Genomic DNA, 21537 nt, shown 5'->3' with positions numbered 1-21537 from the left:
TTCACCCCAGCCCGACTCGCCCCGCCGGTTCCCCAGCGCGCCCGGTGGTGGACGCTGTCGTCCAGCACAGCCAGCGTCCGTTCGAGTCGAGTCGCCGCTGCTGGGTCTGCGGGTCGCCGCACCCGTCGTTCGAGGCGTACGCGGACGACCCCGGACACCGTTTCCCGGACGGCGGCTCGGTCGCCCCCGGCCCGGACGGCACACTGCTGTGGGCGCACGTGCCGGGGCCGTTGGAGGGCGACGACGCAGCCCCGGCGGACGGTCACGAGCTGTGGCTGGTGCTGGACGCCGCGACCGGGCGGGTACTGGGCCGGGCGGCGACGGAGACCGTGGCCTCGGGGTCTGTCCACCTCGCCGGTCCGGATCCGTCCCGGATGGGGCTGAACATCGGTGTGGGCGAGGAGGGCTCGCCCACCCTGCGGGGGCGGTGGGACGGACGGCAGTTGGTCGTCGAGCGGCGCGCGGAGGAAGAGTTCCTGCTGGCGGTGAACCCGTCCGGACGGCGACTGCTCGAAGTCGACACCGGCCAGTGGTCGCTGCTCCTGCTGGACGCCGACAGCGGGCAGACCCTGGCCCAACTGGACGCCGAAGGCACCGTGCCCCCGCCACCGGACAACGGCAGCAGCGGCAGCAGTGACGCCGGCAACGTCAACGACTGGGTGTACTGGGACTTCGACGCGGCGTTCCTGGACGAGGACACCCTCGTCGTGGGGACGTCCGAGTCCGACCGGAAATCCGGCCGGGCCCGGCACTGGCTGGTCGACGTCCTGACCGATCCGGCCACCGGCCGTCCGTCAGGATTGGCCCTGCGGGGCGAGATCGCCTACCCGACCGACTCCCCCGCCACGGGCCCGGTCCTCACGGCGGGCGGCGGCGCCTGGGCGACGGTCTCGGCGGACGGCGACACGGTGCAGCGGTGGGAGTCGGCCTGACGGGCCTCGCGGCCGGGAGCGGGTCTCGCGGCCGGGGTCAGTCGGCGTCTGCGGCGCCCTGTTCGTAGGCGGCCATGGTGCGGACGAACAGGGTGCGTTCGGCGGGGGTGAGGGGGGCGAACGCGGTGCGCCAGGAGGCGGAGCCGTTGGCGAGCCAGCGTTCGACGGCGGTGCGGGTGGTGGGGTCGGCGGTCAGCGAAACGATGGTGCGCCGCCGGTCGGCCGGGTCGGGGTGGCGTTCCAGGACGCCCTGGCGGGTGAGGTCGCCGATCATCAGGCTGGCGGTGGTGTGGGCGACTTCGAGGCGTTCGGCGAGCGCTCCGACCGGCATCGGTCCGTCGAAGACCAGGTAGGCCAGCAGCGAGAGGTGTCGGGGGGCGAGTTGGAATCCGGCCAGTGCCTCGGGGACGGCGGTCCGCTTGACCCGGGCGGCGACCCGGGGCATCAGCAGCAGCATCGCCCGGACGGCGTCGTCCGCGGACAGTCCGTCTCCGAGGCACTGGCCGGGGCCGTCTCCGGGGCCCCCACCGGGGCTCGCTCCAGGTCCGGACGGGGCGGACGGGCCGGTCATGCGCCCTCCCGGGTCGGTGCGCGTCGAGGTCCGGACCCGCCGTTGCGGGGCCGGACCTCACGGTACCGGACGGCCGGTCAGCGCTCGGGGTGCGGGGCGGACGTGGCGAGCAGGTGTTCCTCCTCGTAGGCGAAGTGCGCCTCCAGGCCGTCGGTGAGCCGGTCGAGTTCGGCGCGCAGCGTGGCGGGGTCGTCGGCGCCGGGGGTGGCGAGGTGGGCTTCGAAGCGGGTGAGGGCCTCGGCGACGGTGCGGTGGTCGGCGCGCAGCCGGGTGAGGGCGGGGGTGAGTTGCGGGTACTGCCGCTGGAAGGCGGTGAACGCGCCTTCCTCCCGGATGTGGTGCATGTCGAGGCCGTGGCAGAAGCTCAGGCAGTGGGCCCGGAGCTGGGCGGCCAGGTCGGGCCCGGACGCGACACCGGCGCCCGTCCCCACTACCGTCCCCGCTCCCGCACCCGCACCCGCACCCGCACCGTCCAACCGGGCGCGCAGGTCGGTGAGTTGGCGGCGCAGGTCCTCGTGGTGGAGCCGGAGCTGTCCGACGATCGCGGCGGGCAGCGCGGGGTCGCCGGAGAGGTCGAGGGGGTGCAGGGCGATGACCGGGATGGTCCGGCCGGCGCGGTCGGCGTACTCGGCGAAGGCGGGCACGCGGCGGGCCTGTTCGGCGTACTGGCGGGCGCGTTCGTCGGGGTCGAGTTCGACGGGGCGGACGGAGTGGGCGACGGTGCCGCCCGCGCCGTCGGGGAGTTCGGCGGTGCCGCCGCCGGCGGCGAGCAGGTTGCGGTACCAGAGCGGGTGCTGCGGGGCGCCGCCGTTGGAGCCGAAGACCAGGTAGCGTCCGGCGTCCTCGCGGTAGGCGAGCGGGGTGGTGCGGGGTTTGCCGGTGCGCCGTCCGGCGGCGGTGAGGAGCAGCAGGTCGGGGAAGCCGTCGACCTGCCCGCCGTTCGCCCTGAACCGTTCGATGACCTGCCGGTTGAAGTCCTCGGCCATGGTGTGCCTCCCCGTTCCGCACGGCCCGTCGCCGGTACCGCGCCCCATAAGCATTTGCAAGCAAATACAATCTAGGCACACCCCGGAACAGCGGTCAACCGCGCCCCGCACCACGCCCCGCCCCGCACCACGCCCCGCGCCGCACCCGGCACCACGGCCAGCCGCCCGCCTGCTCCGCACACGTTCTTCGACTCCTGTACTCACAGGGGTTGACGTGGTCGCGCAGACAGCCCTAACTTCACGTCTTGAAAAAGGTCCAGACCAAAGCCGGCAGGGCTGCTGGCCACCACCATGTTCATCCCCCGTCAGGGGGATGTTCGGCCCTGCCCGGACCACTCCGGACGCTCCCTCAGGCATCGCTTCGCGTTCACTTCATGAACGAGTGAACGTTCTCCCCCACGAGGAGCCGCCTTGATCCGCCCCCGTTCCCGCACGGCCCTGCGCGCCGACTGTCCCCGCACGGCCTCGCGCGCCGCCCGTTCCCGCACGGCCCTGCGCACCGCCGCGGCCGCCGTCGCCCTGCCCGCCACGGTGGCCGGCCTGCTGGTGGCCGGCGCCGGCCCGGCCTCGGCCGCGGCCAACGCCGGGCCGGGCTTCCCGGCGCACTACGCGGCGCCGTACCTGGAGACCTGGAACTCGCCGAACACCCTGGCGGACGCCCGCAACAGCGGCGGGCTGAAGTACGTCACCCTCGCCTTCGTGATCAGCGACGGCAGCTGCAACGCCACGTTCAACGGCAACACCTCGATCACGGACGCCGGTTGGACCAGCGCGATCAACGCGCACCGGGCGGCCGGCGGCGACGTGATCGCCAGCTTCGGCGGCGCCTCCGGCACCGAGCTGGGCCAGGCGTGCACCAGCGTCTCGACGCTCCAGGCCCAGTACAAGCGGGTGGTGGACGCGCTCAACCTGACCAGGATCGACCTGGACATCGAGGGCGGCGCGCTGAACGACACCGCCGCCAACGACCGCCGCAACCAGGCGCTGGCCCAGCTCCAGCAGGCCCAGGCGGCCGCGGGCAAGCGGCTGGACGTCAACTACACGCTGCCGGTCAGCCCTTCGGGGCTCGAATCCAACTCGATCAGCCTGCTGAACAACGCCAAGAGCCGCGGCCTGACCGTCAACGCCGTCAACATCATGACGATGGACTACGGCTCGCCGATGGACATGGGCCAGGCCGCGATCAGCGCCGCCAACGGCCTGCACACCCAGCTGGGCCAGATCTGGACCTCCAAGACCTCCGACCAGCTGTGGGCGATGGAGGGCAACACCCCGATGATCGGGGTCAACGACACCACCTCCGAGGTGTTCTCCACCGCCAACGCGCAGACCCTGGAGTCCTTCGCCGCGTCCAAGGGCATCCAGCTGCTCGCCTTCTGGGCCCTCGGCCGCGACAAGGCGTGCGCCACCAACGGCACCCTCTCCTCCACCTGCAGCGGCACCCCGCAGTCGGCCTACCAGTTCGCGAAGACCTTCAACGCGATCACCGGCGGCTCCACCACCCCGCCCCCGAGCGGCGGCCGCACCGGGCAGATCACCGGCTACGGCGGCAAGTGCGTGGACGTGGCGTCCGCCAGCTCCGCCAACGGCACCGCCGTGCAGCTGTACGACTGCAACGGCACCACCGCCCAGCAGTGGACGGTCGGCACCGACGGCACCATCCGGGCCCTCGGCAAGTGCCTGGACCTGACCTCCGGCGGCACCGCCAACGGCACCCAGGCCCAGCTCTACGACTGCAACGGCACCGCCGCCCAGCAGTGGCAGGCGCAGTCGAACAAGACCCTGGTGAACCCGGCCTCCGGCCGCTGCCTGGACGCCACCGGCCCGTCCTCGGCGAACGGCACCCGGCTGCAGATCTGGGACTGCTTCGCCGGTGCCAACCAGCAGTGGAACCTGCCCGCCTGACCGCCCGTCGGCCCTCGACCTGAGAAAGGAGCCCCCGATGCGCAGCAGTAGAAGAAGGATCCTCCCGCTGACCGCCACGGCCGGCCTGCTCGCCTCCTCCGCGGCGCTGCTCGCCCCCGCCCCGTCCGCGCTGGCCGCCGTCCCGACCGGGGCGACCACCCTGGTGGCGCAGAACTCCGGCAAGTGCGTGGACGCCGCCGCGGCCGCCACCGCCAACGGCACCGCCGTCCAGCAGTACGCGTGCAACGGCACCACCGCCCAGCAGTGGCAGCTGCAGGACCTCGGCAACGGGTACGTCCGGATCAACAACCAGAACGACACGTCGAAGGCGTTGGACGTCGTCGACGTCTCCACCGCCGACGCGGCCAAGGTCCAGCTGTGGACGTACGGCGGCGGCCTGAACCAGCAGTGGCAGGCGGTCGCCGAGGCGGGCGGCGCGTACCACTTCGTCAACCGCAACAGCGGCAAGTGCCTGGACGTGCCGAGCGCCTCCACCGCGGACGCGGTGCAGCTGCAGCAGTACGCCTGCAACGGCAGCGCCGCGCAGTCCTTCACCTTCGGGAGCACCGTCACGAACCCGCCCGGCACGCCCGACTTCGGGCCGAACGTGACCGTCTTCGACCCGTCGACGCCCACCGCGACCATCCAGGCCAAGCTGAACGCGGTCTTCTCGCAGCAGGAGTCCAACCAGTTCGGCACCCAGCGCCAGGCCCTGCTGTTCAAGCCGGGCAGCTACGGCGTGGACGCCAACGTCGGCTTCTACACCCAGGTGGCGGGCCTCGGCCTGTCCCCGGACGACGTCACGATCAACGGCGCGGTGCACGCCGAGGCCGACTGGTTCCAGGGCAACGCGACGCAGAACTTCTGGCGCTCCGCCGAGAACCTGTCGGTCAACCCGACCGGCGGCACCGACCGCTGGGCGGTCTCCCAGGCCGCGCCCTACCGCCGGATGCACGTGCGCGGCAACCTGCAGCTGGACGACGGCGGCTGGTCCTCGGGCGGCTTCATCGCCGACTCGAAGATCGACGGCCAGCTCCGCTCCGGCTCCCAGCAGCAGTGGCTGTCGCGCAACTCGCAGTGGGGCAGCTGGACCGGCTCCAACTGGAACATGGTGTTCGTCGGCGACGTCAACGCGCCCGCCAACTCCTTCCCCAACCCGCCCTACACCACCGTGAACCAGACCCCGGTGGTGCGCGAGAAGCCCTTCCTGTACGTCGACGCGGCGGGCGCCTACAAGGTGTTCGTCCCGGCGCTGCGCTCCAACACCTCCGGCACCACCTGGGCGGGCGGCGCGCAGCAGGGCAGTTCGCTGCCGATCGACCAGTTCTTCATCGTGAAGCCGGGCGCGACCGCGGCCGACATCAACGCGGCGCTGGCCCAGGGCAAGAACCTGCTGTTCACTCCGGGCGTCTACCACCTGAACCAGACCCTGAACGTCAACCGCGCCGACACCGTGGTGCTCGGCCTGGGCCTGGCCACCCTCGTCCCGGACAACGGCATCACCGCGGTGAACGTGGCGGACGTGGACGGCGTCAAGCTGGCCGGCCTGCTGATCGACGCCGGGACGACCAACTCCCCGGTGCTGATGCAGATCGGCGCGGCGGGCTCCTCCGCCAACCACTCGGCCGACCCGACCTCGCTGCACGACGTGTTCTTCCGGATCGGCGGCGCGGGCGTCGGCAAGGCCACCCAGTCGCTGGTGGTCAACTCCAACAACGTGATCGGCGACCACATGTGGCTGTGGCGCGCGGACCACGGCAGCGGGGTCGGCTGGACCAGCAACACCGCCGCCAACGGGCTGGTCGTCAACGGCAACGACGTCACCATGTACGGCCTGTTCGTCGAGCACTACCAGCAGACCCAGGTGATCTGGAACGGCAACAACGGCCGCACGTACTTCTTCCAGAACGAGCTGCCGTACGACCCGCCGAACCAGGCCGCCTGGATGAACGGCTCGACCCGCGGCTACCCGGCCTACAAGGTCGCCGACTCGGTGACCGGCCACGAGGCCTGGGGCCTGGGCTCCTACGCCTACTTCAACGTCAACCCGGCCGTGGTCGAGGAGCACTCCTTCGAGGTCCCGAACCGCTCCGGCGTCCGCTTCCACGACATGGTGACCGTGTCGCTCGGCGGCACCGGCACCATCGCCCACGTCATCAACTCGACCGGCGGACCGTCCAACTCCAGCACCAACGTGGCCAACCTGGTCGCGTACCCGTAGGACCCCGGTAGGCCCGGCCCCCACCGGAAAGCGGCCGCCCCCTCCGTGCGGGAGGGGGCGGCCGTGCGTTCAGCTCCCGGTCGGGGCGGCGTGCGTTCAGCTCCCGGTCGGGGCGGCCGTGCGGTCAGCTCCCGGTCGGGGCGAGCCGCTTGGGCAGTCCGGCCAGGGCGAGCAGCGCGCCGAGGGCGCACAGCACGGCGGTGGTGAGGGCCGCGGTGTGCACGCCGTTCAGGAAGGCGTGGTGGGCGCCCTCGGTGACGGCGGCGCGCAGGTCGGCGGGCATGGTGCCGCTGACGGGGGCGACGCCCATCGCCACCGCGTCCTTGGCGGTGGCCAACTGCCCTGCGGTGTCGGCGGGGACGCCCGCGGCGGTGAGCGCGCCGGGCAGGGTGGAGCCGACCCGGCTGCCGATCAGCGAGACCAGGACGGAGGTGCCGAGCGCGCCGCCGACCTGCAGCGCGGTGGACTGCAGTCCGCTGGCCACCCCGCCGTCGCGCACCGGGGCGCTGCCGACGATGGCGTCCGAGGAGGCCGCCATCACCATGCCGACGCCGAGACCGGTCAGCACGAACGGCGGCCACATCGCCGCGTACGGGGAGTGCGCGTCCCAGCTCAGCAGCCAGAACGCGGCGACGGCCTCCAGCGCCATGCCGAGCGGCATGGTGAAGCGGGGGCCGAGGCGTCCGGTCAGCGCGGCGCCGAGCGGGGCGGCGACCACCGAGGCCAGGCTGAGCGGCAGGGTCCGCACGCCCGCCTGGACGGGGGTCAGACCGCGGACGTTCTGCAGGTACAGCATCAGGAAGAAGATCACGCCGAGCAGCATGAAGAAGTTGACCGCGGTGACCACCGTGCCGATGCCCAGCGCCGGGCTGCGGAACAGCCGCATCGGCAGCAGCGGGTGCGCCACCCGGGTCTCGTGCCGGACGAACAGCGCCAGCAGCACCAGTCCGGCCGCGATCGCGCCGAGCGTGCCGGCCGAACCCCAGCCCCAGCTCTCGCCCTTGACCACGCCGAAGACCAGCGCGACCAGGCCGAGCGCCAGCAGCAGCACGCCGAGCAGGTCGAAACGGTGCCGGCCGGTGGAGTCCTTGCTCTGCGGCAGCACCAGCGCGCCGAAGGCGAGCCCGGCCAGGCCGATCGGCAGGTTGATGAAGAACACCGACTCCCAGCTGACGTGCTCGACCAGCAGCCCGCCGACGATCGGGCCGAGCGCGGTCGAGCAGGACGCGACCATCGCCCACAGGCCCACCGCGGTGCCGAACTGCCGCGGCGGGAAGACCGCGCGCAGCAGGCCCAGCGTGTTGGGGATCAGCAGCGCGGCGCACACGCCCTGCAGGGCGCGGAAGGCGATGACCCCGCCGATCGATCCGACCAGTCCGATCATCACCGAGGCGGCCACGAAGCCCGCGACGCCCGCCAGGTAGAAGGTGCGGCGCCCGAACCGGTCGCCGAGCTTGCCGCCGAGGATCAACAGCGCGGCCATCGCCAGCAGGTAGGAGTTGGTGACCCACTGCAGCCCCGCCGTGGAGGCGTGCAGGTCGCGGCCGATCTCGGGGTTGGCGATCGAGACCACCGAGCCGTCCAGGTTGACCATGAACAGGCCGATCGCGACGGCGACCAGCGTCAGCCACGGATTGGCGCGCAACCCGCCCGCACCGGGAACGGCCGCCGGAGGGGAGTGCGCGGGCAGGACGGGGTGCCCCGCCTGGGAAACGGGCATGGAACTGCCTTGTCTGTACGAGTGACGAGTACGAGGGGAGGGGGAAAGGGGGCGCGCCGGCGGGCGGTCAGCCGACGGGGTCGCTGCTGTCGCCGTCGGCGTACAGCAGCGCGGTGAGCGCCTCCAGCGCGCCGCAGGCCGAGCCGAGCGCGCCGCGCTGGCCGTCGGTCAGGGCGGCGAGCAGCTGGGTCAGGTGCGCTTCCTTGAGCGCCCGCGCCTCGGCGAGGCGGCCCAGGGCGAGGGGCGTCGGGTGCAGGTGGGCGACCCGCTTGTCCGCGGTGTCCGCCCGGCGTTCCAGCAGGCCCTGCTCGGTGAGCTGGGAGACCAGCGCGCTGACGTTGTTCGGCTTCATCTGCAGCACCCGCGCGCTCTCCCGCACCGTGATGCCGGTCCGCTCCTCGACCAGCCACAGCAGGGCGAGCTGCCCCTCGGAGAGCGCCGGGTACGGGAAGTCCCGCGCGAGCCGCCGTTCCAGGGCCCGGTTCAGGGCGGGCAGCAGCGCCACGAGCACGGAGGCCGTGGGGTCCGCGTCGCCGCCGGGGGCGCTGGAGTCGAGCACGGGCTCACTTTAGGTATCCGCAGATACCTATGTCAACATACCCATTACTCGGGGGCCGGGGCCCCGGCCCGCTCGGCCGTGCCGCGCAGCACGCAGAACTCGTTGCCTTCCGGATCCGCCAGCACCACCCAGCCCGTGCCGTCCGCGTTCCGGTGGTCGCCGACCAGGGCCGCGCCGAGGGCCAGCAGCCGTTCCGCCTCCGCGTCGCGCGAGGTCTCCGGGCGCAGGCAGAGGTGGACGCGGTTCTTGCCGCTCTTGGGCTCGGGCACCTGGTTGAAGTACAGCACCAGCCCGTCCGCCAGGGACACCTGCGTCTCCCGGTCCCCCGGCGCGCACTCCGGGTCGACCGGACGGCCCGTCACCGCGCTCCAGAACCGCGCCAGTCCGTAGGCGTCCGCGCAGTCCACCGCCACGTTCTGCACCATCGAAACCATGCCCGCGAGTCTCCCCCACCGACGCGCCGGAAGGCGAACGGGGCACGCCGGACCGGACGCTGGACGGACCGGCATGGGGGCGCCGCCCCGGGGTATCCGGCGCAGGCACGGAACCGGGAGCGGCGGATCGGACGCGTGAAGACGCGTGAAGGGGAGGACTTCGACCGTGGGCAGAGAGCGGACGGCAGCGACGGGCAGCGGGCCGGAGAAGACGGGGACGGTAGAGGCGGGGACGGTAGAGGCGGGGACGGGGACGACGGGCGGGAGCGGCTCCGCCCGGCACTGGAGGCGCTGGAGCACCTGGCGCCCCCGGCCCGCAGCCGCCCCGGCCGTGGCGGAGCGGCCCGGCCCCCGCCCGTTCCTGCACCGGCGCGGGCCGTTGTCGCTGGCCGTCCGGTGGCTGGTCCTGCTGGCCGGGCTGGTGCTGACCGTGGTGTTCGCGGTCGGGCTGGCCCGGGTGACGCTGGTGCCGGAGCCCGGCGCGCGGGACCTGGTGCACCCCAACTTCCACCTCGGCGCCTCACTCCGGGGCTACCTGGACCAGCCCGCCGTCCGGGCCGCGGCCCAGCAGGTCGGCGGGAACCTCCTGCTGGGCATGCCGTTCGGCGTGCTGCTGCCGGTGCTGTTCCCCCGGATGCGCGGCGTCCTGGCCGCGACGGCACTGACCGCGCTGGTGATGGTCACGGTGGAGGCGGCCCAGGGCCTCCTGGTGGAGGGCCGGGCCTTCGACGTGGACGACGTGCTGCTCAACACCCTCGGCGCCCTGCTCGCCCACCTCCTGCTGGGCCGGCGGATCGGCCGCACCCTGCACGAACGGCCCTGACCGCCGGGGCCGGGGTTCAGCGGCGGGCGGCCCAGACCTGGCGTTCGGTGCGCACCGCGAGGTCCTCGCGCAGGGCGATGCTGCCGGGGCCGTCGGCGTCGAGCAGACGGTCCAGGGCGGCGAGGTCGGCGGGGTCGAGCTGCTCGGCGACGGCGGTGCGGATCCGGCGCAGGGTGGCCAGGGCGTAGCGGCCGACCGAGGGGTGCTCGGTGGCGTCGACGTCGACGGTGACGGTGCGTTCGCCGGTGACGGTGAGACCGGCGGCGGTCAGCAGCGGGCCCCAGTCGGCGCCCCGGTGCGGGACGTGCTCGGCGTGCAGGTGGTCGGTCGCGGCGTGGCAGCGCTCCTCCAGGCCGGGCCGTTCGGCGGGGGCGTCGGCGGGCAGGAAGCGCGGGAACCCGGCCAGCTCGACCAGGGCGAACACGCCGCCGTCGCCGAGCAGTTCGCGGACCCGGCCGAGGGCCTGCCCGGGGTCGGCCAGGTGGTGCATCGAGGCGGAGGCCCACACCAGGTCGGGGGTGCCGAGGTCGGGCCAGTGCTCGGCGTCCAGGTCGGCCTGCACGGTGCCGACCCGGTCGTCCAGCCCCAGCGCGGCGGCCTTCTCGCGCAGGCGCAGCAGGTGCCCGGGCGAGGCGTCGACGGCGGTGACCCGGGCGGCGGGGAAGCGGCGCAGCAGGGCGAAGGTGCCGGCCCCGGTGCCGGCCCCGAGGTCGACGATCCGCCGCGGTTCGGCGTCCAGCGGCAGCCAGTCGGTGATGGCGGCGAGGTGCCCGGCCAGCACCTCGGCGTCCAGGTCGAGCACCTCGGCCTGCGCGGCCTCGTCCTCGGCCGGGTGCGGGTGCTGGTGCTGGGCGTGTCCGTCTCCGTGTCCGTGGGTGTGCCCGTGCCCGTGGGCGTCGGCGTCGGCGTCGGCGGGGGCGTCGAAAGGAGCGTGGGCGTGGGTGTGCGGGTGGCTCATGGGCCCACCGTACGGCGGTCATGCGCCTGGAGCACGCACCCTCCCGGAAAGCGCAAGACCTTGCCGTTCCCGCATGCCGCAGGCGCAAGCACGGTCCGTCCAGCGGCCCCGCGCCGCACCCCGCACCCCCGCCGCCCCCGTACCCCCTCGCCCCGCACCCCCGCCGGCCCCGTACCCCCGCGCCCCGCACCGCTCAGCAGTCGCGCGGGCCCGGGTCGGGCAGGTGGCCGCGGCGGGCGTCCCGGTCGAAGATGCCGAGGACCTCGCACGGGCCGCCCTCCGCCCCGAGGGCGTGCGGCATCATCGTGGGGAACTCGGCGGCCTGGTGGGTGGTGAGCCGGATCCGGCGGTGGCCGAGCATCAGGACCGCGGTGCCGGAGAGCACCACCAGCCACTCCCGCCCGGGGTGGGCGCGCATCCGGGCCGGGTTGTCGGGCGGCGGTCCGGTCACCCGCTGGCGCACCACGCTGATCCCCGGGTCGCCCTTGACCGGCCAGCGCATGGTGCCGTGCCGGGCGTCCACCGTCGGGCTGATCACCACGTCCTCGGCGGCGGTCTCCACCAGTTGGTCCAGCGTGGTGTCCAGGGCCTTCGCCAGGGTGACGAGCTGGTCGAGCGCGAGGCGGCGCTGCCCGTTCTCGATCCGGCTCAGCGAGGACTGGCTCAGCCCGGCCCGGGCCGCCAGCTCGTCCAGCGACCAGCCCTGCGCGACCCGCAGCGCCCGGATCCGCTTGCGGACCAGCCCGTCCAGGTCACCGGCGTCTTCCGTCATACCCGGCATCGTAAGCGGGGTCAGAGCAGGTCGGGCCCCGCGTGGTCGAGGACGCGGTCGACGTCGACCAGGCAGGGCACGATCCGCTGGTGGAGGTCGCCGAGCCGGTCCCGGACGGTGACCCGGACGTAGGCGTCCCGGATCACCGCGAGGGCGGGCTCGGTGAACCAGGCGAGCAGGCTGCGCTGCTCCCCGGCGATGACGGCGTTGGAGGTCACCGAGGTGAAGCGGTAGTCCGTGCCGGAGCGCAGCCCGCGCGCGGCCGCGGCGGCGATGATCGCGTCCCGGGTGGTCCATCCGGTGCTGCCGCCCGCCCCGGGCTCCGCAGCGGAAGCGGGATCGACGGAATCGGCCGGGTCGGCCGGGTCGGCCGCGAAGTCGAGGCGGTACTCGACCGCGGTCACCACCACCGCGGCGGAGCCGCCGTTGCACAGGTAGCCGGTCCAGCTGAGCGCCCCGCCGGGCGCGTTGTCGGCCGTGACCCAGCCCGCGGCGCTCAGCATCGGCCGTACGGTGCGGGCGAACTGGGCCCGGGCGACGATCGCACCGACCGCGGCGAGCAGGGCCGCGGTGGCGCTCTGCGCGTCCAGCAGTTGCCAGGACCACGGCCAGGGCCGCCGGTCCGGCTCGGACAGGTTCTGCCGCACCATGGTGTGCACGAACAGCAGGACGGACACCACCGCCAAGCCGTTGAGCACCCAGGCGACGAACGGATTGCGCCGCACCACTCGTTGCCGCAGGTCCATGCGTTCCCCCTCCCCCGCTCCCCCGGAGGCGCCGATTCGAACACCCGGCGCGTCTCCAGCGTCCCCCCGAACGCCCCGCCGCGGAAGGGGGCCGCCCCGGCCGCTCGGCAACGGCGGACGCTCAGCGGCGGCGGTCGAGCAGGTGCCGCACGTCCGGCTTGCGCGGTCCCCGCCGGCGCAGCCGGTTGCCCAGGCCGAGGCCCACCGCCATGACCGCGCACCCGGCCAGGATCAGTGGCGGGTTGCCCAGCCGGATCCCGAGGCCCACCGGTGCCAGCCCGGCCGGCGTCAGGTACTCCCAGCGCGATCCCGACCCGCGCAGGACGATCTCCGCGCACATCAGGAGCGCCAGCAGGCTCAGCACCAGGAGGCCCGCCACGGGCACGCCCTCCGGGTGCGGCAGTGCGATCCGCATCGGTTCCGCCTCCTCCGGGGGGATGCTACTGCCCGTGGTCGTAGACGGTGACGGGCACGCCCCGGTCGGTGAGGCGGGCCGTGATCAGGGGTTCGACGCGTTCCCACTTTCCACCGGCCAGGCCGCAGCCGATCCGGGGCATGTGGACGGAGGCGCCGAGGCGGCGGGCCTCGGGGGCGAGGGCGGCGAGGGCGGTGTCGATGGCCTCGTAGCGGACGGGGACGCCGGTGGAGCGGCCGGTGCGGATGCCGCGCTGGCCGACCAGGTTGGCCACCCACAACTGCGGCCCGACCTGGACGAGTTGCAGGGCGCCGAGGCCGAAGTCGTTGCCGGCCCGCTCGCGGTGCCAGCGGCGGAACGCGGCTTCGGGTTCGGGCCAGCGGCGGGAGAGCGCGAGGACGAAGCCCTTGCCCCAGCCGCCGAGGTCGTTGCAGACGTGCGCGATGATCCGCGGGCCCTTGCCCCGGGGCGCGGTGGCGTCCCCGCGCAGGTAGGTGATCGTTTCGGCCATGCCGGCATCCTGGCAGCCGGCGCCGACAGCGTGCGGAGGATTTCGTCCGGTGCCGCCGGACGCCCGGGGGGACGCGTCCGGCGGCACCGGTGGCGGCACGTCAGTGTGCCGCCGGGTGGGGCTGCGCCGCGCCCGCGGTGGTGAAGGGGAGCACCAGGCGGGAGGGGTGCGCGGCGTCGCGGTGGATCTTGTGGGTGACGGGTCGGCCGACCGGGAGGTGGAAGGCGTCGGGCGGGAGGAGGGCGTTGTGGGCGTCGGCGAGCGGTTCGGCGTTGGAGAGTTCGGCGACGATCCGGTGCCCGGGCAGCAGGGTGGCGGCGAAGGGGTAGAGCCGCAGCACGTACTCCTCGATCGCGCCGGGTTCGACCGGGACCGCCCGGGTGTGCGGGTGGTACGGGTTGCCCTCGGTGGTGCGGGCGGCGTCGAGTTCGCGGTGCGAGGCCTTGAGGTAGCCGCTGGTGAGCAACTGCCGTGCGCCGCCGGGGGCTTCGTCCCAGATCCGGAGGATCAGGTTGGTGTCCTCCTGGTCGATCTCGACGTACAGGTGGGCGGCGCCGGTGCCGATCAGCTCGGTCGGCGCCTCGAACGGCTCGGTGCGCCAACTGACGCTCTGGACGGTGTCGGTGACGGTGAGCGGGGCCTGGTAGAAGCCGTCGGGCGCGGCGTGCTCGCCGCCCATCCGCTCGGGTTCGGCGGAGAGCTTGTGCCGGGGGCGCAGGTAGAGCGGCGCGTGCGCGACGGGCTTGGGCGGCCACTGGGCGCCGGTGACGGTCTCCCGGGTGCCCTCGACGAAGACCCGGACGGCGGGCTCGTCCATGATCCCGTTGTCGACGCCCTTGAGCCAGTACGCGTACCAGCGGAACATCGTGTCGTGCTCCTCGATCCAGGGGCGCGACTGCATGGGCGGGTAGGAGCCGATGTCGAGCTTCTTGGGGCCCTTCAGGACGTCGAAGAGCTCGATGTGGCCGTCGACCGTCCAGCCGCGGCCCTGGTCGATCTGCAGGTAGACCGGGACGTCGGTGTTCGCGGCCAGGTTGACCGGGTTGCGCTCCTCGTACCAGGGGCCGTCGAGGTGGTTCATCACGATGTCGAACCAGAACTCGCGGTTCTTCGGGTACTTCAGGACGTGCACCAGGTTGGGCCAGGCGGCGACGTCCGGGTCGGCGAGGCGCTGTTCGACCAGCCGATTGAGCTCCTCCGGCGAGTACTGCTCGATCATCCGGGACTTGACGTCGGTGTGCGCGATGCCGGAGTCGCCGCCGCGGCCCTCGCGGGCGGCGCGCGGCATGAACCACATGACGCCGCCGTGGTAGGTGGTCTCGTAGAAGTCGAAGTGGCCGCCGCTGACGAAGACCGCCTTCAGGTGCGGGGGGCGTTCGGCGGCGGCGAGGACCTGCATCGAGCCGAAGTAGGAGATGCCGATCATGCCGACGTTGCCGTCGCACCAGGGCTGGGCGGCGACCCACTCGACCACGTCGTACAGGTCCCGGCCCTGCGGGACGCCGCCGGCGTTGTAGTTGCCGATCATCGTCCCCTCGGAGTCGCCGGTGCCGCGCACGTCGCCGATGACGTGCACGTAGCCCTCGCGGACCACCCGGGCGATGTCGCCGGCCTCGATGCAGCCGTCCCACATCGGGCTGGGGCGGCGCTGCGGCGGGGTGGTGAGGGCGAGCGCCTGGAGCTCCTTGCCGTAGGCGCTCATCGCGATCAACGCGGGGCGGGGCGTGTCGCCGGGGGCGTGGTAGGCGTCGGCGGCGAGGTGGACGCCGTCGCGCATCGGCACCCGCAGGTCCTTGCGGACCGCGATGGTCTCCTCGCCCGCCCGGAGGGTCCGGTGGTCGCTCATGGCGTCGCTCCTGTGTGCTGGTGGGGGTCGTGGTGGTAGCCGGAGAGGGAGGTGAGGAACGGCGCGGGCTCCAGCGTCGGGTCCCCGGTGTAGCCGAGGCGCTCGGCGGCGGCGGCGAACGGCGCGTACGGCGAGTCGTCGTCGGGCCGGACGGCGCACAGGCAGGCGGCCTCGGCGACGGCGGCCTCCGCCGCCAGGCTCTGCCCGATCGCCTCGCGGGCCTGCGCCGCGTCCAGCTCGACGCCGTACGGGGTGCCGTCGGCGCGCCGGTACGGGTGGCCGAGGTAGAGCCGGCGCGGGGCCAGCTCGTCGCGCAGGTACGTCAGCGAGGCCCGGTAGCCGGCCGGGTCGGTGTAGCCGGGGAAGCCGTTGGCGGCGCCGTGCACCTGGACGGCGTCGCCGACGAACACGTCGTCCTGGCCGTCGATCCGGTAGGCGACCGAGCCGGCGGTGTGGCCGGGGAGGGCGTGCACCGAGACGGTGGTGCCGCCGCCGAGGTCGAGCGTCTCGCCGCCGCGCACCAGCAGGTCGGGCTCCAGTTCGCCGGAGATGACGGCCCGTCCGGCGGCCGCCACCGCCGCCGCCCCGTCGGGGTCGCGGAGGTGGCGGCCCCGCCCGGCGAGGTACTCGTCGACATGGGCCCGCCGGGAGCGCAGGAAGGGTGCGTCGGCCTCGTGGATCACCACCTTCGCCCGGCCGCCGGTGAGGGCGCGCAGCGCGTGCGCGCCGCCGATGTGGTCGATGTGGCCGTGGGTCAGCAGGATCCACCGGACGTCCTCGATCCGCCGGCCGAGCGCGGCCAGTGCCGGGGCCATGCCCCCGGCGGGCGAGGTGGCGATGCCGGTGTCGACGATCGCCGGTTCGGGGGCGTCGATGAAGAAGCTGTACAGGCCGAACCTGCCCCACGGCGAGACCAGCGGGTGCACGGCCACCGGGGCGCCGGTCACGAGTCCTCCCCCGCCGGGCGGGCGGCCGGGCCCGCGAGGAAGGCGGCGGTCTGCTCGAACACCCGGGCGTACTCGGGCAGGTGGGAGAAGTGCTGGACGAAGCCGTGCCCCGCGCCCCGGTACCGGCTGACGGTCACCGGCACGCCCGCCGCCCGCAGCCGCTCGCCGTACGCCTCGCCCTCGTCGCGCAGCGGGTCGTACTCGGCGGTGACGATCAGGGCGGGCGGCAGGCCGGTGAGGTCGGCGCGGCGCAGCGGGGAGACCTCGGGGTCGGCCGGGTCGGCGCCGCCGTCCAGGAAGAAGGCGTTGAACGGCTTGAGCCCGGCGGTCTCCAGGCCGTAGCCGGTGGCGTTCTCCCGCCGGGAGGGCCAGCGGTCGGTGTCGAAGTCCAGGTCCAGCGACGGGTAGTAGAGCACCTGGTGGGTGACGGCGTCCTTGGCGCGGGCGGCGACGGCGGCGGCGTAGGTGCCGCCGGAACTGTCGCCCGCGACGGCGAGGGTGCGCCCGTCCCAGCCCGGGTCCCGCGCGGCCCAGCGCAGCACGGCGGTGCAGTCGTCCAGCCCGGCGGGGTGCGGGTGCTCGGGGGCGAGCCGGTAGCCGACCGAGACCACCCGCAGGCCGGTCGCGGCGGCCAGCGAACGGGCCACGTGGTCGTGGGTGTCGACGCTCCCGAGGAAGAACGCCCCGCCGTGCAGGTACACCAGCGTCCCGTGCCGCTCGGCCGCGCTCGGCGTGTACACCCGGACGGGGGCGCCGCCGTCCGTCACCCGGTCCTCGACCGCGAACGGCTCGGGCCCGGCCGGCGGCAGGTGCGCCTCCTCGGCGGCCCGCATCGCCACCGGGTCGAGCGGCCCGGGCGGCGGGGCGGGCATGGCCGCGAGGGCTGCGGCGATCTCGGGGTGCAGGGGCATCGGTGGCTCAACTCCTTGCTGGGAACGGGTTGCTTCACGGAGCAGGAAGGGAACAGACGGACAGGCACGGCACCGAACAGGACATTCCCGCGCAGCGGAAACCCGCGCAGCGAAAGCCCGCGCAGCGAAAGCCCGCGCAGCGAAAGCGCTGCTGCCCGTGCCGTCCCGCCCCCGTCAGGGGGTCTGGCGGCCGACGTTGCCCGCGACGGCGCCGGGCTTCTGGCCGGGGAAGACGTCGTCGATCTCCTGTTCGGTCCAGCCCTGGCGGGAGATCCGCTGGAGTTCGTCGGTGACGGGTTTGCGGGTGGCCCGGTAGGCGGCCAGGGCCTCGGGCACCGAGTCCGCGGCGCGCAGGGCGTCGGCGAGGGCGCCGGCGTCCTCGATCGCGGAGTTGGCGCCCTGGCCCTGGTGGTGGAGCATCGAGTGGGCGGCGTCGCCGACCAGGACGACGGAGTCGGTGTGCCAGCGCTCGACGGGGTCGATGTCGTAGACGGCGCGGACGTTGACGGTGCCGAGGTCGAGGTCGCGGGTCATCGCGACGATCCGCTCGTCGAAGCCCTCGACGGTGGCGAGCAGGTCGGCGTGGGTGATCCGGGGCGCCCAGGTGTCGTCGGGGCACAGCGCGGTGATGTCGAAGGAGACCTGGCCGCGGTGGCGCAGCGGCAGCAGGTAGACCTTGGTGCCGCGGCCGATGTACATCCGCAGGTTGTCGTCGGGGCACATGCCGTGGGTGTCGGCGAGGTCGATGACGGCGCGGTAGGCGTGTTCGCCGGAGAACACCGGCTCCTTCGTGCTGAACAGTTCGCGGCGCACCACGGACTTGATGCCGTCCGCGCCGACCACCAGGTCCGCTTCGACGGTGCTGCCGTCGGCGAAGGCGAGCCGGGCCCGGTCGCCGAGGTCGGTGACGGCTTCCAGGCGGCGGCCGAGGTGCAGCATGCCGTCGGGGAGGACGCCGAGCAGGGCGTCGATGAAGTCGCCGCGGTGGATCAGGTGGGTGCGGGTGGGTTCGGCGTAGCTGTCGGTGCCGGGCCACGCCTCTTTGAGCATGGGGGTGGCGGTGGCGTCGAGGATCTCGAAGTAGTCGCTGGGCGAGGAGACGCCGGCGATCGCGTCGAAGATGCCCCACTGCCGGAACCGGTCCATGGTGGCGGGGCGCAGGCCGATGCCGGCGCCGACCTCGCGGATCCGGCTGGCCTGTTCGTAGACGTCGACCTGCGCGCCGAGCAGGCTGAGCGCCTTGGCCGCGGCGGCGCCGCCGTACCCGGCGCCGACGACGGCGATCTTCAGGTTGCTGAGCTGCATGGTGGCGCTTCTCTCTTGCGTCTGGCGGGGGTCACGGCCGGGAGGTCACGGCCGACGGGGGTCGCGGCCGGCGGGATCACGGCCGGCCGGGTCACGGCTGGAGGGTCAGGAAGGCGGCGGGGTTGTCGACGAAGACCGTCCGGATGGCGGCCTCGTCGAGTCCGGCGGCGCGCAGGTCGGGGATCAGGTCGTCGAAGAGGTAGTTGACGGTGTGTCCCTCGACGCCGGGCCAGCCGAGCGGGCTGCAGTTGGCGTCGGCGGAGGCGAGGACCTGGTGGATCCGGCCGTCGCCGATGAAGCGCAGGAAGTGGTCGAGGCGTTCGCGGCGGGGGCGGGCCCAGAACGGCGGATCGGGCAGTTCGGTCTCGTAGCCGAAGGTGTCGAAGCCGATCCGGCCGCCCTGGTCGGCGATCCACACGTCCCGGGTCTTGTCGGCGTTGACGCCGTCGTCGACGTGGCCGAACAGCACGCGGTGCAGCGGGAGCCGCTCCTCCTCGAAGATCGCGATGGCGTTCTCGGCGTCGATCGCCAGGTGGGTGAGGATCGGGGCGCCGGTGGCCCGGGCGGCGCGGGCGGCGGCCCGGTAGATCCGCTTGTCGAGGTCGGTCATCCGGCCGCCGCGGCTGACGCCGACCTTGATGACGCCGGCCCTGGCGCCGGTGCCGCCGATGCCGACGGTGATCTCGTGGACGAACTGGGCGGCCAGGTAGTCGACTTCGGCGTCGGCGAAGTGGGCGAGCGCGGTGTCGCCGCCGACGAAACCGGTGCAGGCGACGATGTGCACGCCGGTCTTGGCGGACAGCGAGCGGTAGTAGTCGGGGTCGCGGCCGTTGCAGATGCCGGTGGCGTCGACGAAGGTGCCGCCGCCGAGTTCGTGGAAGCGGCGCAGTTTGGGGACGGTCTCCTGGTAGCGCTGCTCGGGGGTCTTCCACCAGCGGGTGTCGAGTTCGGAGCCGGGCATGCCGTAGCCGATGTGCTCGTGGACGGCCACCAGCCCCAACTCCTCGGCGGGCACCGGCCCCAGGACGGTATTCACTCGTGACACGGGACGCACCTTTGCTCGTGGTTGCGGAGGAGAAGGAGGAGAAGGAGCGGGAGGGGTTCAGACGGCGCGGACGGTGAGCAGTTCGCGCGGGTTGTCGACCAGCAGGCGGCGCACCCGGGTCCCGTCGAGGCCGCGTTCGCGCAGCAGCGGGACGAAGCCGGTCAGCAGGTGCGCGTAGGGCAGGTCGTTGCCGGGGTGTCCCTTGGCGACGCCGGTGGCGCCGACCGAGAGCAGCACCCGCCCGCCGTGTCCGGCGGCGACCAACTCGGCGACCAGGTCGGCGCGTTCGGCGTCGGTGGGGTGGCCTTCGCCCTCGGTGCCGAGGTGGTCGAGGACGGCGTACGCGCCGCGGCCGGCGACCTCGAAGGCGGCGGCCCGGGCGAGGTCGCGATCGAGGTCGAGGTCGCCGACGGCGATCCGGTCGGCGGGGAGCCCTTCGTCGAGCAGCACGTCGAGGTCGTGCCGGACGTCGGCGCCGTACCGGACGGAGACCGGGACGCCGGTGGCGAGGGCGGCGCGGGCGGCGCCGCGGAACAGGCTCTCGTCGGTGGCGGTCATGCCGGCCCGGGTGGCGGCGGTGGCGACCAGCCCGGCGGGGCCGCGGCGCTCGACCCGCGGGACGACCATGCCTTCGGCGGCTTCCAGGGCGAACAGTTCGGCGAACTTCCCGGCCGGCCAGGGGGTGGGCGGGTTGGTCTGCGGGGTGAGGAAGTAGCCGCCGAGCAGTTCCTCGGGGCCCTGTCCGGTGGAGGCGACCAGGTGGACGCCGGTGGTGCGGGAGAGCGCCTCGTACAGCCGCAGGTCGCGGCCGTGGAACATGCCGGTGCGGTCGACCAGGGTGCCGCCGCCGTGGGTGCGGAACTCGGTGAGCTTGGCGGCGAGGGTCTCGAAGACCTCGGCCCGGTCGATGGTGACGTCCCAGGCGTGCTCGGCGCCGGGGACCACCGACAGCAGGGCCTCGTGGATCGCGACGACGCCCAGTTCCGCGGCCGGTACCGGCCCCAGGACGGTGTTCACGGTAGGGGTGGTGCGGTGGCCCATGCCTGCCTCGTGTGTGCGCTCGGGGGTGCCTGGCACCCGATGGCCCGGTGACCCGATGGCCCGGTGGTTCGTTGTCACGTTAGCCATTTGGTTTACATTGAGTCAATGAAACAGACATCAAGAAAAAATAGCGACCGCCATGTCGCCACCGACTGCTCCGCCCGGGCACGCAAAAGGCCGCGTGAGCAGGGAGAACCCTGCGCACGCGGCCCGTACCGACCGGAGCGAGAACCCGCCGCGCGGGTCAGGTGAGCTGGCGCACCCAGCTGTCGCCGAGCTCCTGGAGCAGCTGCTCGCGGTCGAGCTTCCAGCCGGCCCGCTCCCAGTGCTGGGCGACGTAGTCGAGCTCGGCCATCGCCAGCACGCCCCGGAAGCGGCGCTGGTGCGGGGCGAAGCGGCCGGCCGCGGTGAGGCCGTCCTCGATGTCGCTGATCGCCTCCTCCAGCCAGCGTTCGACCAGGTCGGCGAGTTCGGGGTCGATCGCGGCGGCGTCCCGGCCGATCCGGATCAGCGGCCAGATCACCGGCCAGGACTCGGCGGTCTGCCGGATCCAGGCGTGGATCGCCGCCGGGGTGCCCTCGGCGACGGTGGCCACCAGGCCGAGCGCGGTGGAGCCGTGCTCGGCGGAGGCGGTGCGCTGGAGGGAGTCGTTGAGCTGCTCGGCGATCAGCGCCTTCATCAGGTCGCTGCGGGTGGGGAAGTACGCGTAGAAGGTGACCCGGGTGGTGCCGGCCGCGGTGGCGATGTCGTCGATGGTGGTGGCGGCGTAGCCCTTGGTCCGGAACAGGTCGAGCCCGGACTCCATCAGCAGTCGTCGGGTCATCTGCTTCTGCGCCGCGCGGAGGTTCGCCATGGCCCCCGATCCTAGCGTTCGGCGCCCGTACCCGAC

The 21537-nt window shown here is 73.6% G+C and carries 21 protein-coding genes; 4 read left to right on the top strand and 17 right to left on the bottom strand.

Annotated features, from left to right (window positions below):
- The first annotated feature begins 47 nt into the window (after positions 1 to 47).
- Positions 48 to 932, top strand: a complete 885-nt coding sequence (locus tag ABD345_RS30600; protein WP_344556851.1) for a hypothetical protein — start codon at positions 48 to 50, stop codon at positions 930 to 932.
- Positions 933 to 969: 37 nt separating this feature from the next.
- On the opposite strand, the gene ABD345_RS30595 is transcribed toward ABD345_RS30600, so the two are convergent.
- Both ABD345_RS30595 and ABD345_RS30590 read right to left on the bottom strand, forming a co-directional pair.
- On the bottom strand, positions 970 to 1389 hold the full coding sequence (locus ABD345_RS30595; RefSeq protein ID WP_344556849.1) for a MarR family winged helix-turn-helix transcriptional regulator: 420 nt from the start codon (positions 1387 to 1389) through the stop codon (positions 970 to 972).
- A gap of 191 nt (positions 1390 to 1580) precedes the next feature.
- A complete protein-coding gene (locus ABD345_RS30590) occupies positions 1581 to 2489 on the bottom strand; it encodes a nitroreductase/quinone reductase family protein (protein WP_344556847.1) in 909 nt (302 codons plus the stop codon).
- A 438-nt stretch (positions 2490 to 2927) separates the two neighbouring features.
- On the opposite strand from ABD345_RS30590, the gene ABD345_RS30585 reads away from it, so the two are divergent.
- Positions 2928 to 4394, top strand: coding sequence for an RICIN domain-containing protein (locus ABD345_RS30585; protein WP_425556894.1), 1467 nt, complete (start codon positions 2928 to 2930; stop codon positions 4392 to 4394).
- Positions 4395 to 4431: 37 nt separating this feature from the next.
- The gene (locus ABD345_RS30580; protein ID WP_344556845.1) at positions 4432 to 6615 is read left to right on the top strand and encodes an RICIN domain-containing protein; all 2184 of its coding nucleotides are present in this window, start codon (positions 4432 to 4434) and stop codon (positions 6613 to 6615) included.
- Between the two features lie 124 nt (positions 6616 to 6739).
- On the opposite strand, the gene ABD345_RS30575 is transcribed toward ABD345_RS30580, so the two are convergent.
- The 3 genes from ABD345_RS30575 to ABD345_RS30565 form a co-directional block, all read right to left on the bottom strand.
- Positions 6740 to 8335, bottom strand: a complete 1596-nt coding sequence (locus ABD345_RS30575; RefSeq protein ID WP_344556844.1) for an MFS transporter — start codon at positions 8333 to 8335, stop codon at positions 6740 to 6742.
- A gap of 67 nt (positions 8336 to 8402) precedes the next feature.
- On the bottom strand, positions 8403 to 8894 hold the full coding sequence (locus ABD345_RS30570; protein WP_344556843.1) for a MarR family winged helix-turn-helix transcriptional regulator: 492 nt from the start codon (positions 8892 to 8894) through the stop codon (positions 8403 to 8405).
- 44 nt (positions 8895 to 8938) lie between these two features.
- Entirely contained in the window at positions 8939 to 9328 is a 390-nt protein-coding gene (locus ABD345_RS30565; protein WP_344556842.1) for a VOC family protein, read from the bottom strand.
- Between the two features lie 331 nt (positions 9329 to 9659).
- Between ABD345_RS30565 and ABD345_RS30560 the strand changes: the two genes are divergently transcribed.
- A complete protein-coding gene (locus ABD345_RS30560; protein WP_344556841.1) occupies positions 9660 to 10151 on the top strand; it encodes a VanZ family protein in 492 nt (163 codons plus the stop codon).
- Between the two features lie 16 nt (positions 10152 to 10167).
- Here the strand turns inward: ABD345_RS30560 and ABD345_RS30555 are convergent, their stop codons facing one another.
- The 12 genes from ABD345_RS30555 to ABD345_RS30500 all read right to left on the bottom strand — a co-directional run bounded on the left by ABD345_RS30555 (position 10168) and on the right by ABD345_RS30500 (position 21501).
- A complete protein-coding gene (locus ABD345_RS30555) occupies positions 10168 to 11109 on the bottom strand; it encodes a class I SAM-dependent methyltransferase (RefSeq protein WP_344556840.1) in 942 nt (313 codons plus the stop codon).
- A 193-nt stretch (positions 11110 to 11302) separates the two neighbouring features.
- Positions 11303 to 11881 (bottom strand): helix-turn-helix domain-containing protein, encoded by a 579-nt coding sequence (locus ABD345_RS30550; protein WP_344556839.1) that lies wholly within the window; start codon positions 11879 to 11881, stop codon positions 11303 to 11305.
- A gap of 20 nt (positions 11882 to 11901) precedes the next feature.
- A complete protein-coding gene (locus tag ABD345_RS30545; protein ID WP_344556838.1) occupies positions 11902 to 12627 on the bottom strand; it encodes a hypothetical protein in 726 nt (241 codons plus the stop codon).
- Positions 12628 to 12748: 121 nt separating this feature from the next.
- Positions 12749 to 13042 carry a hypothetical protein gene (locus ABD345_RS30540; RefSeq protein ID WP_344556836.1) on the bottom strand — a complete coding sequence of 98 codons (294 nt, stop codon included), beginning with the start codon at positions 13040 to 13042 and terminating at the stop codon, positions 12749 to 12751.
- A gap of 25 nt (positions 13043 to 13067) precedes the next feature.
- Complete coding sequence (locus ABD345_RS30535; RefSeq protein ID WP_344556835.1) at positions 13068 to 13553, bottom strand: macro domain-containing protein; 486 nt, start codon at positions 13551 to 13553, stop codon at positions 13068 to 13070.
- A gap of 100 nt (positions 13554 to 13653) precedes the next feature.
- Positions 13654 to 15399: a CocE/NonD family hydrolase gene (locus ABD345_RS30530; RefSeq protein ID WP_344556834.1), complete on the bottom strand. Its 1746-nt coding sequence runs from the start codon at positions 15397 to 15399 to the stop codon at positions 13654 to 13656.
- Positions 15396 to 16346 (bottom strand): MBL fold metallo-hydrolase, encoded by a 951-nt coding sequence (locus ABD345_RS30525; RefSeq protein WP_344556832.1) that lies wholly within the window; start codon positions 16344 to 16346, stop codon positions 15396 to 15398. The genes ABD345_RS30530 and ABD345_RS30525 overlap by 4 nt, the downstream gene beginning before the upstream one ends.
- Positions 16343 to 17257: an alpha/beta hydrolase gene (locus ABD345_RS30520; RefSeq protein ID WP_344556830.1), complete on the bottom strand. Its 915-nt coding sequence runs from the start codon at positions 17255 to 17257 to the stop codon at positions 16343 to 16345. Before ABD345_RS30520 ends, ABD345_RS30525 begins: the two co-directional genes overlap by 4 nt.
- A gap of 174 nt (positions 17258 to 17431) precedes the next feature.
- The gene (locus ABD345_RS30515) at positions 17432 to 18562 is read right to left on the bottom strand and encodes an FAD-dependent oxidoreductase (RefSeq protein ID WP_344556828.1); all 1131 of its coding nucleotides are present in this window, start codon (positions 18560 to 18562) and stop codon (positions 17432 to 17434) included.
- 91 nt (positions 18563 to 18653) lie between these two features.
- The gene (locus ABD345_RS30510; protein WP_344556826.1) at positions 18654 to 19607 is read right to left on the bottom strand and encodes a phosphotriesterase family protein; all 954 of its coding nucleotides are present in this window, start codon (positions 19605 to 19607) and stop codon (positions 18654 to 18656) included.
- Positions 19608 to 19664: 57 nt separating this feature from the next.
- The gene (locus tag ABD345_RS30505) at positions 19665 to 20624 is read right to left on the bottom strand and encodes a phosphotriesterase family protein (RefSeq protein WP_344556824.1); all 960 of its coding nucleotides are present in this window, start codon (positions 20622 to 20624) and stop codon (positions 19665 to 19667) included.
- 268 nt (positions 20625 to 20892) lie between these two features.
- Entirely contained in the window at positions 20893 to 21501 is a 609-nt protein-coding gene (locus ABD345_RS30500; RefSeq protein ID WP_344556822.1) for a TetR/AcrR family transcriptional regulator, read from the bottom strand.
- Between the last annotated feature and the right edge of the window lie 36 nt (positions 21502 to 21537).

Origin of the sequence: Kitasatospora saccharophila (assembly GCF_039529925.1) — a bacterium.
In the GTDB taxonomy this organism is placed as follows: Bacteria; Actinomycetota; Actinomycetes; order Streptomycetales; family Streptomycetaceae; genus Kitasatospora; species Kitasatospora saccharophila.
The sequence above is the reverse complement of the archived record's forward strand: the minus strand, read 5'-3'. Positions and strand labels throughout refer to the sequence as shown.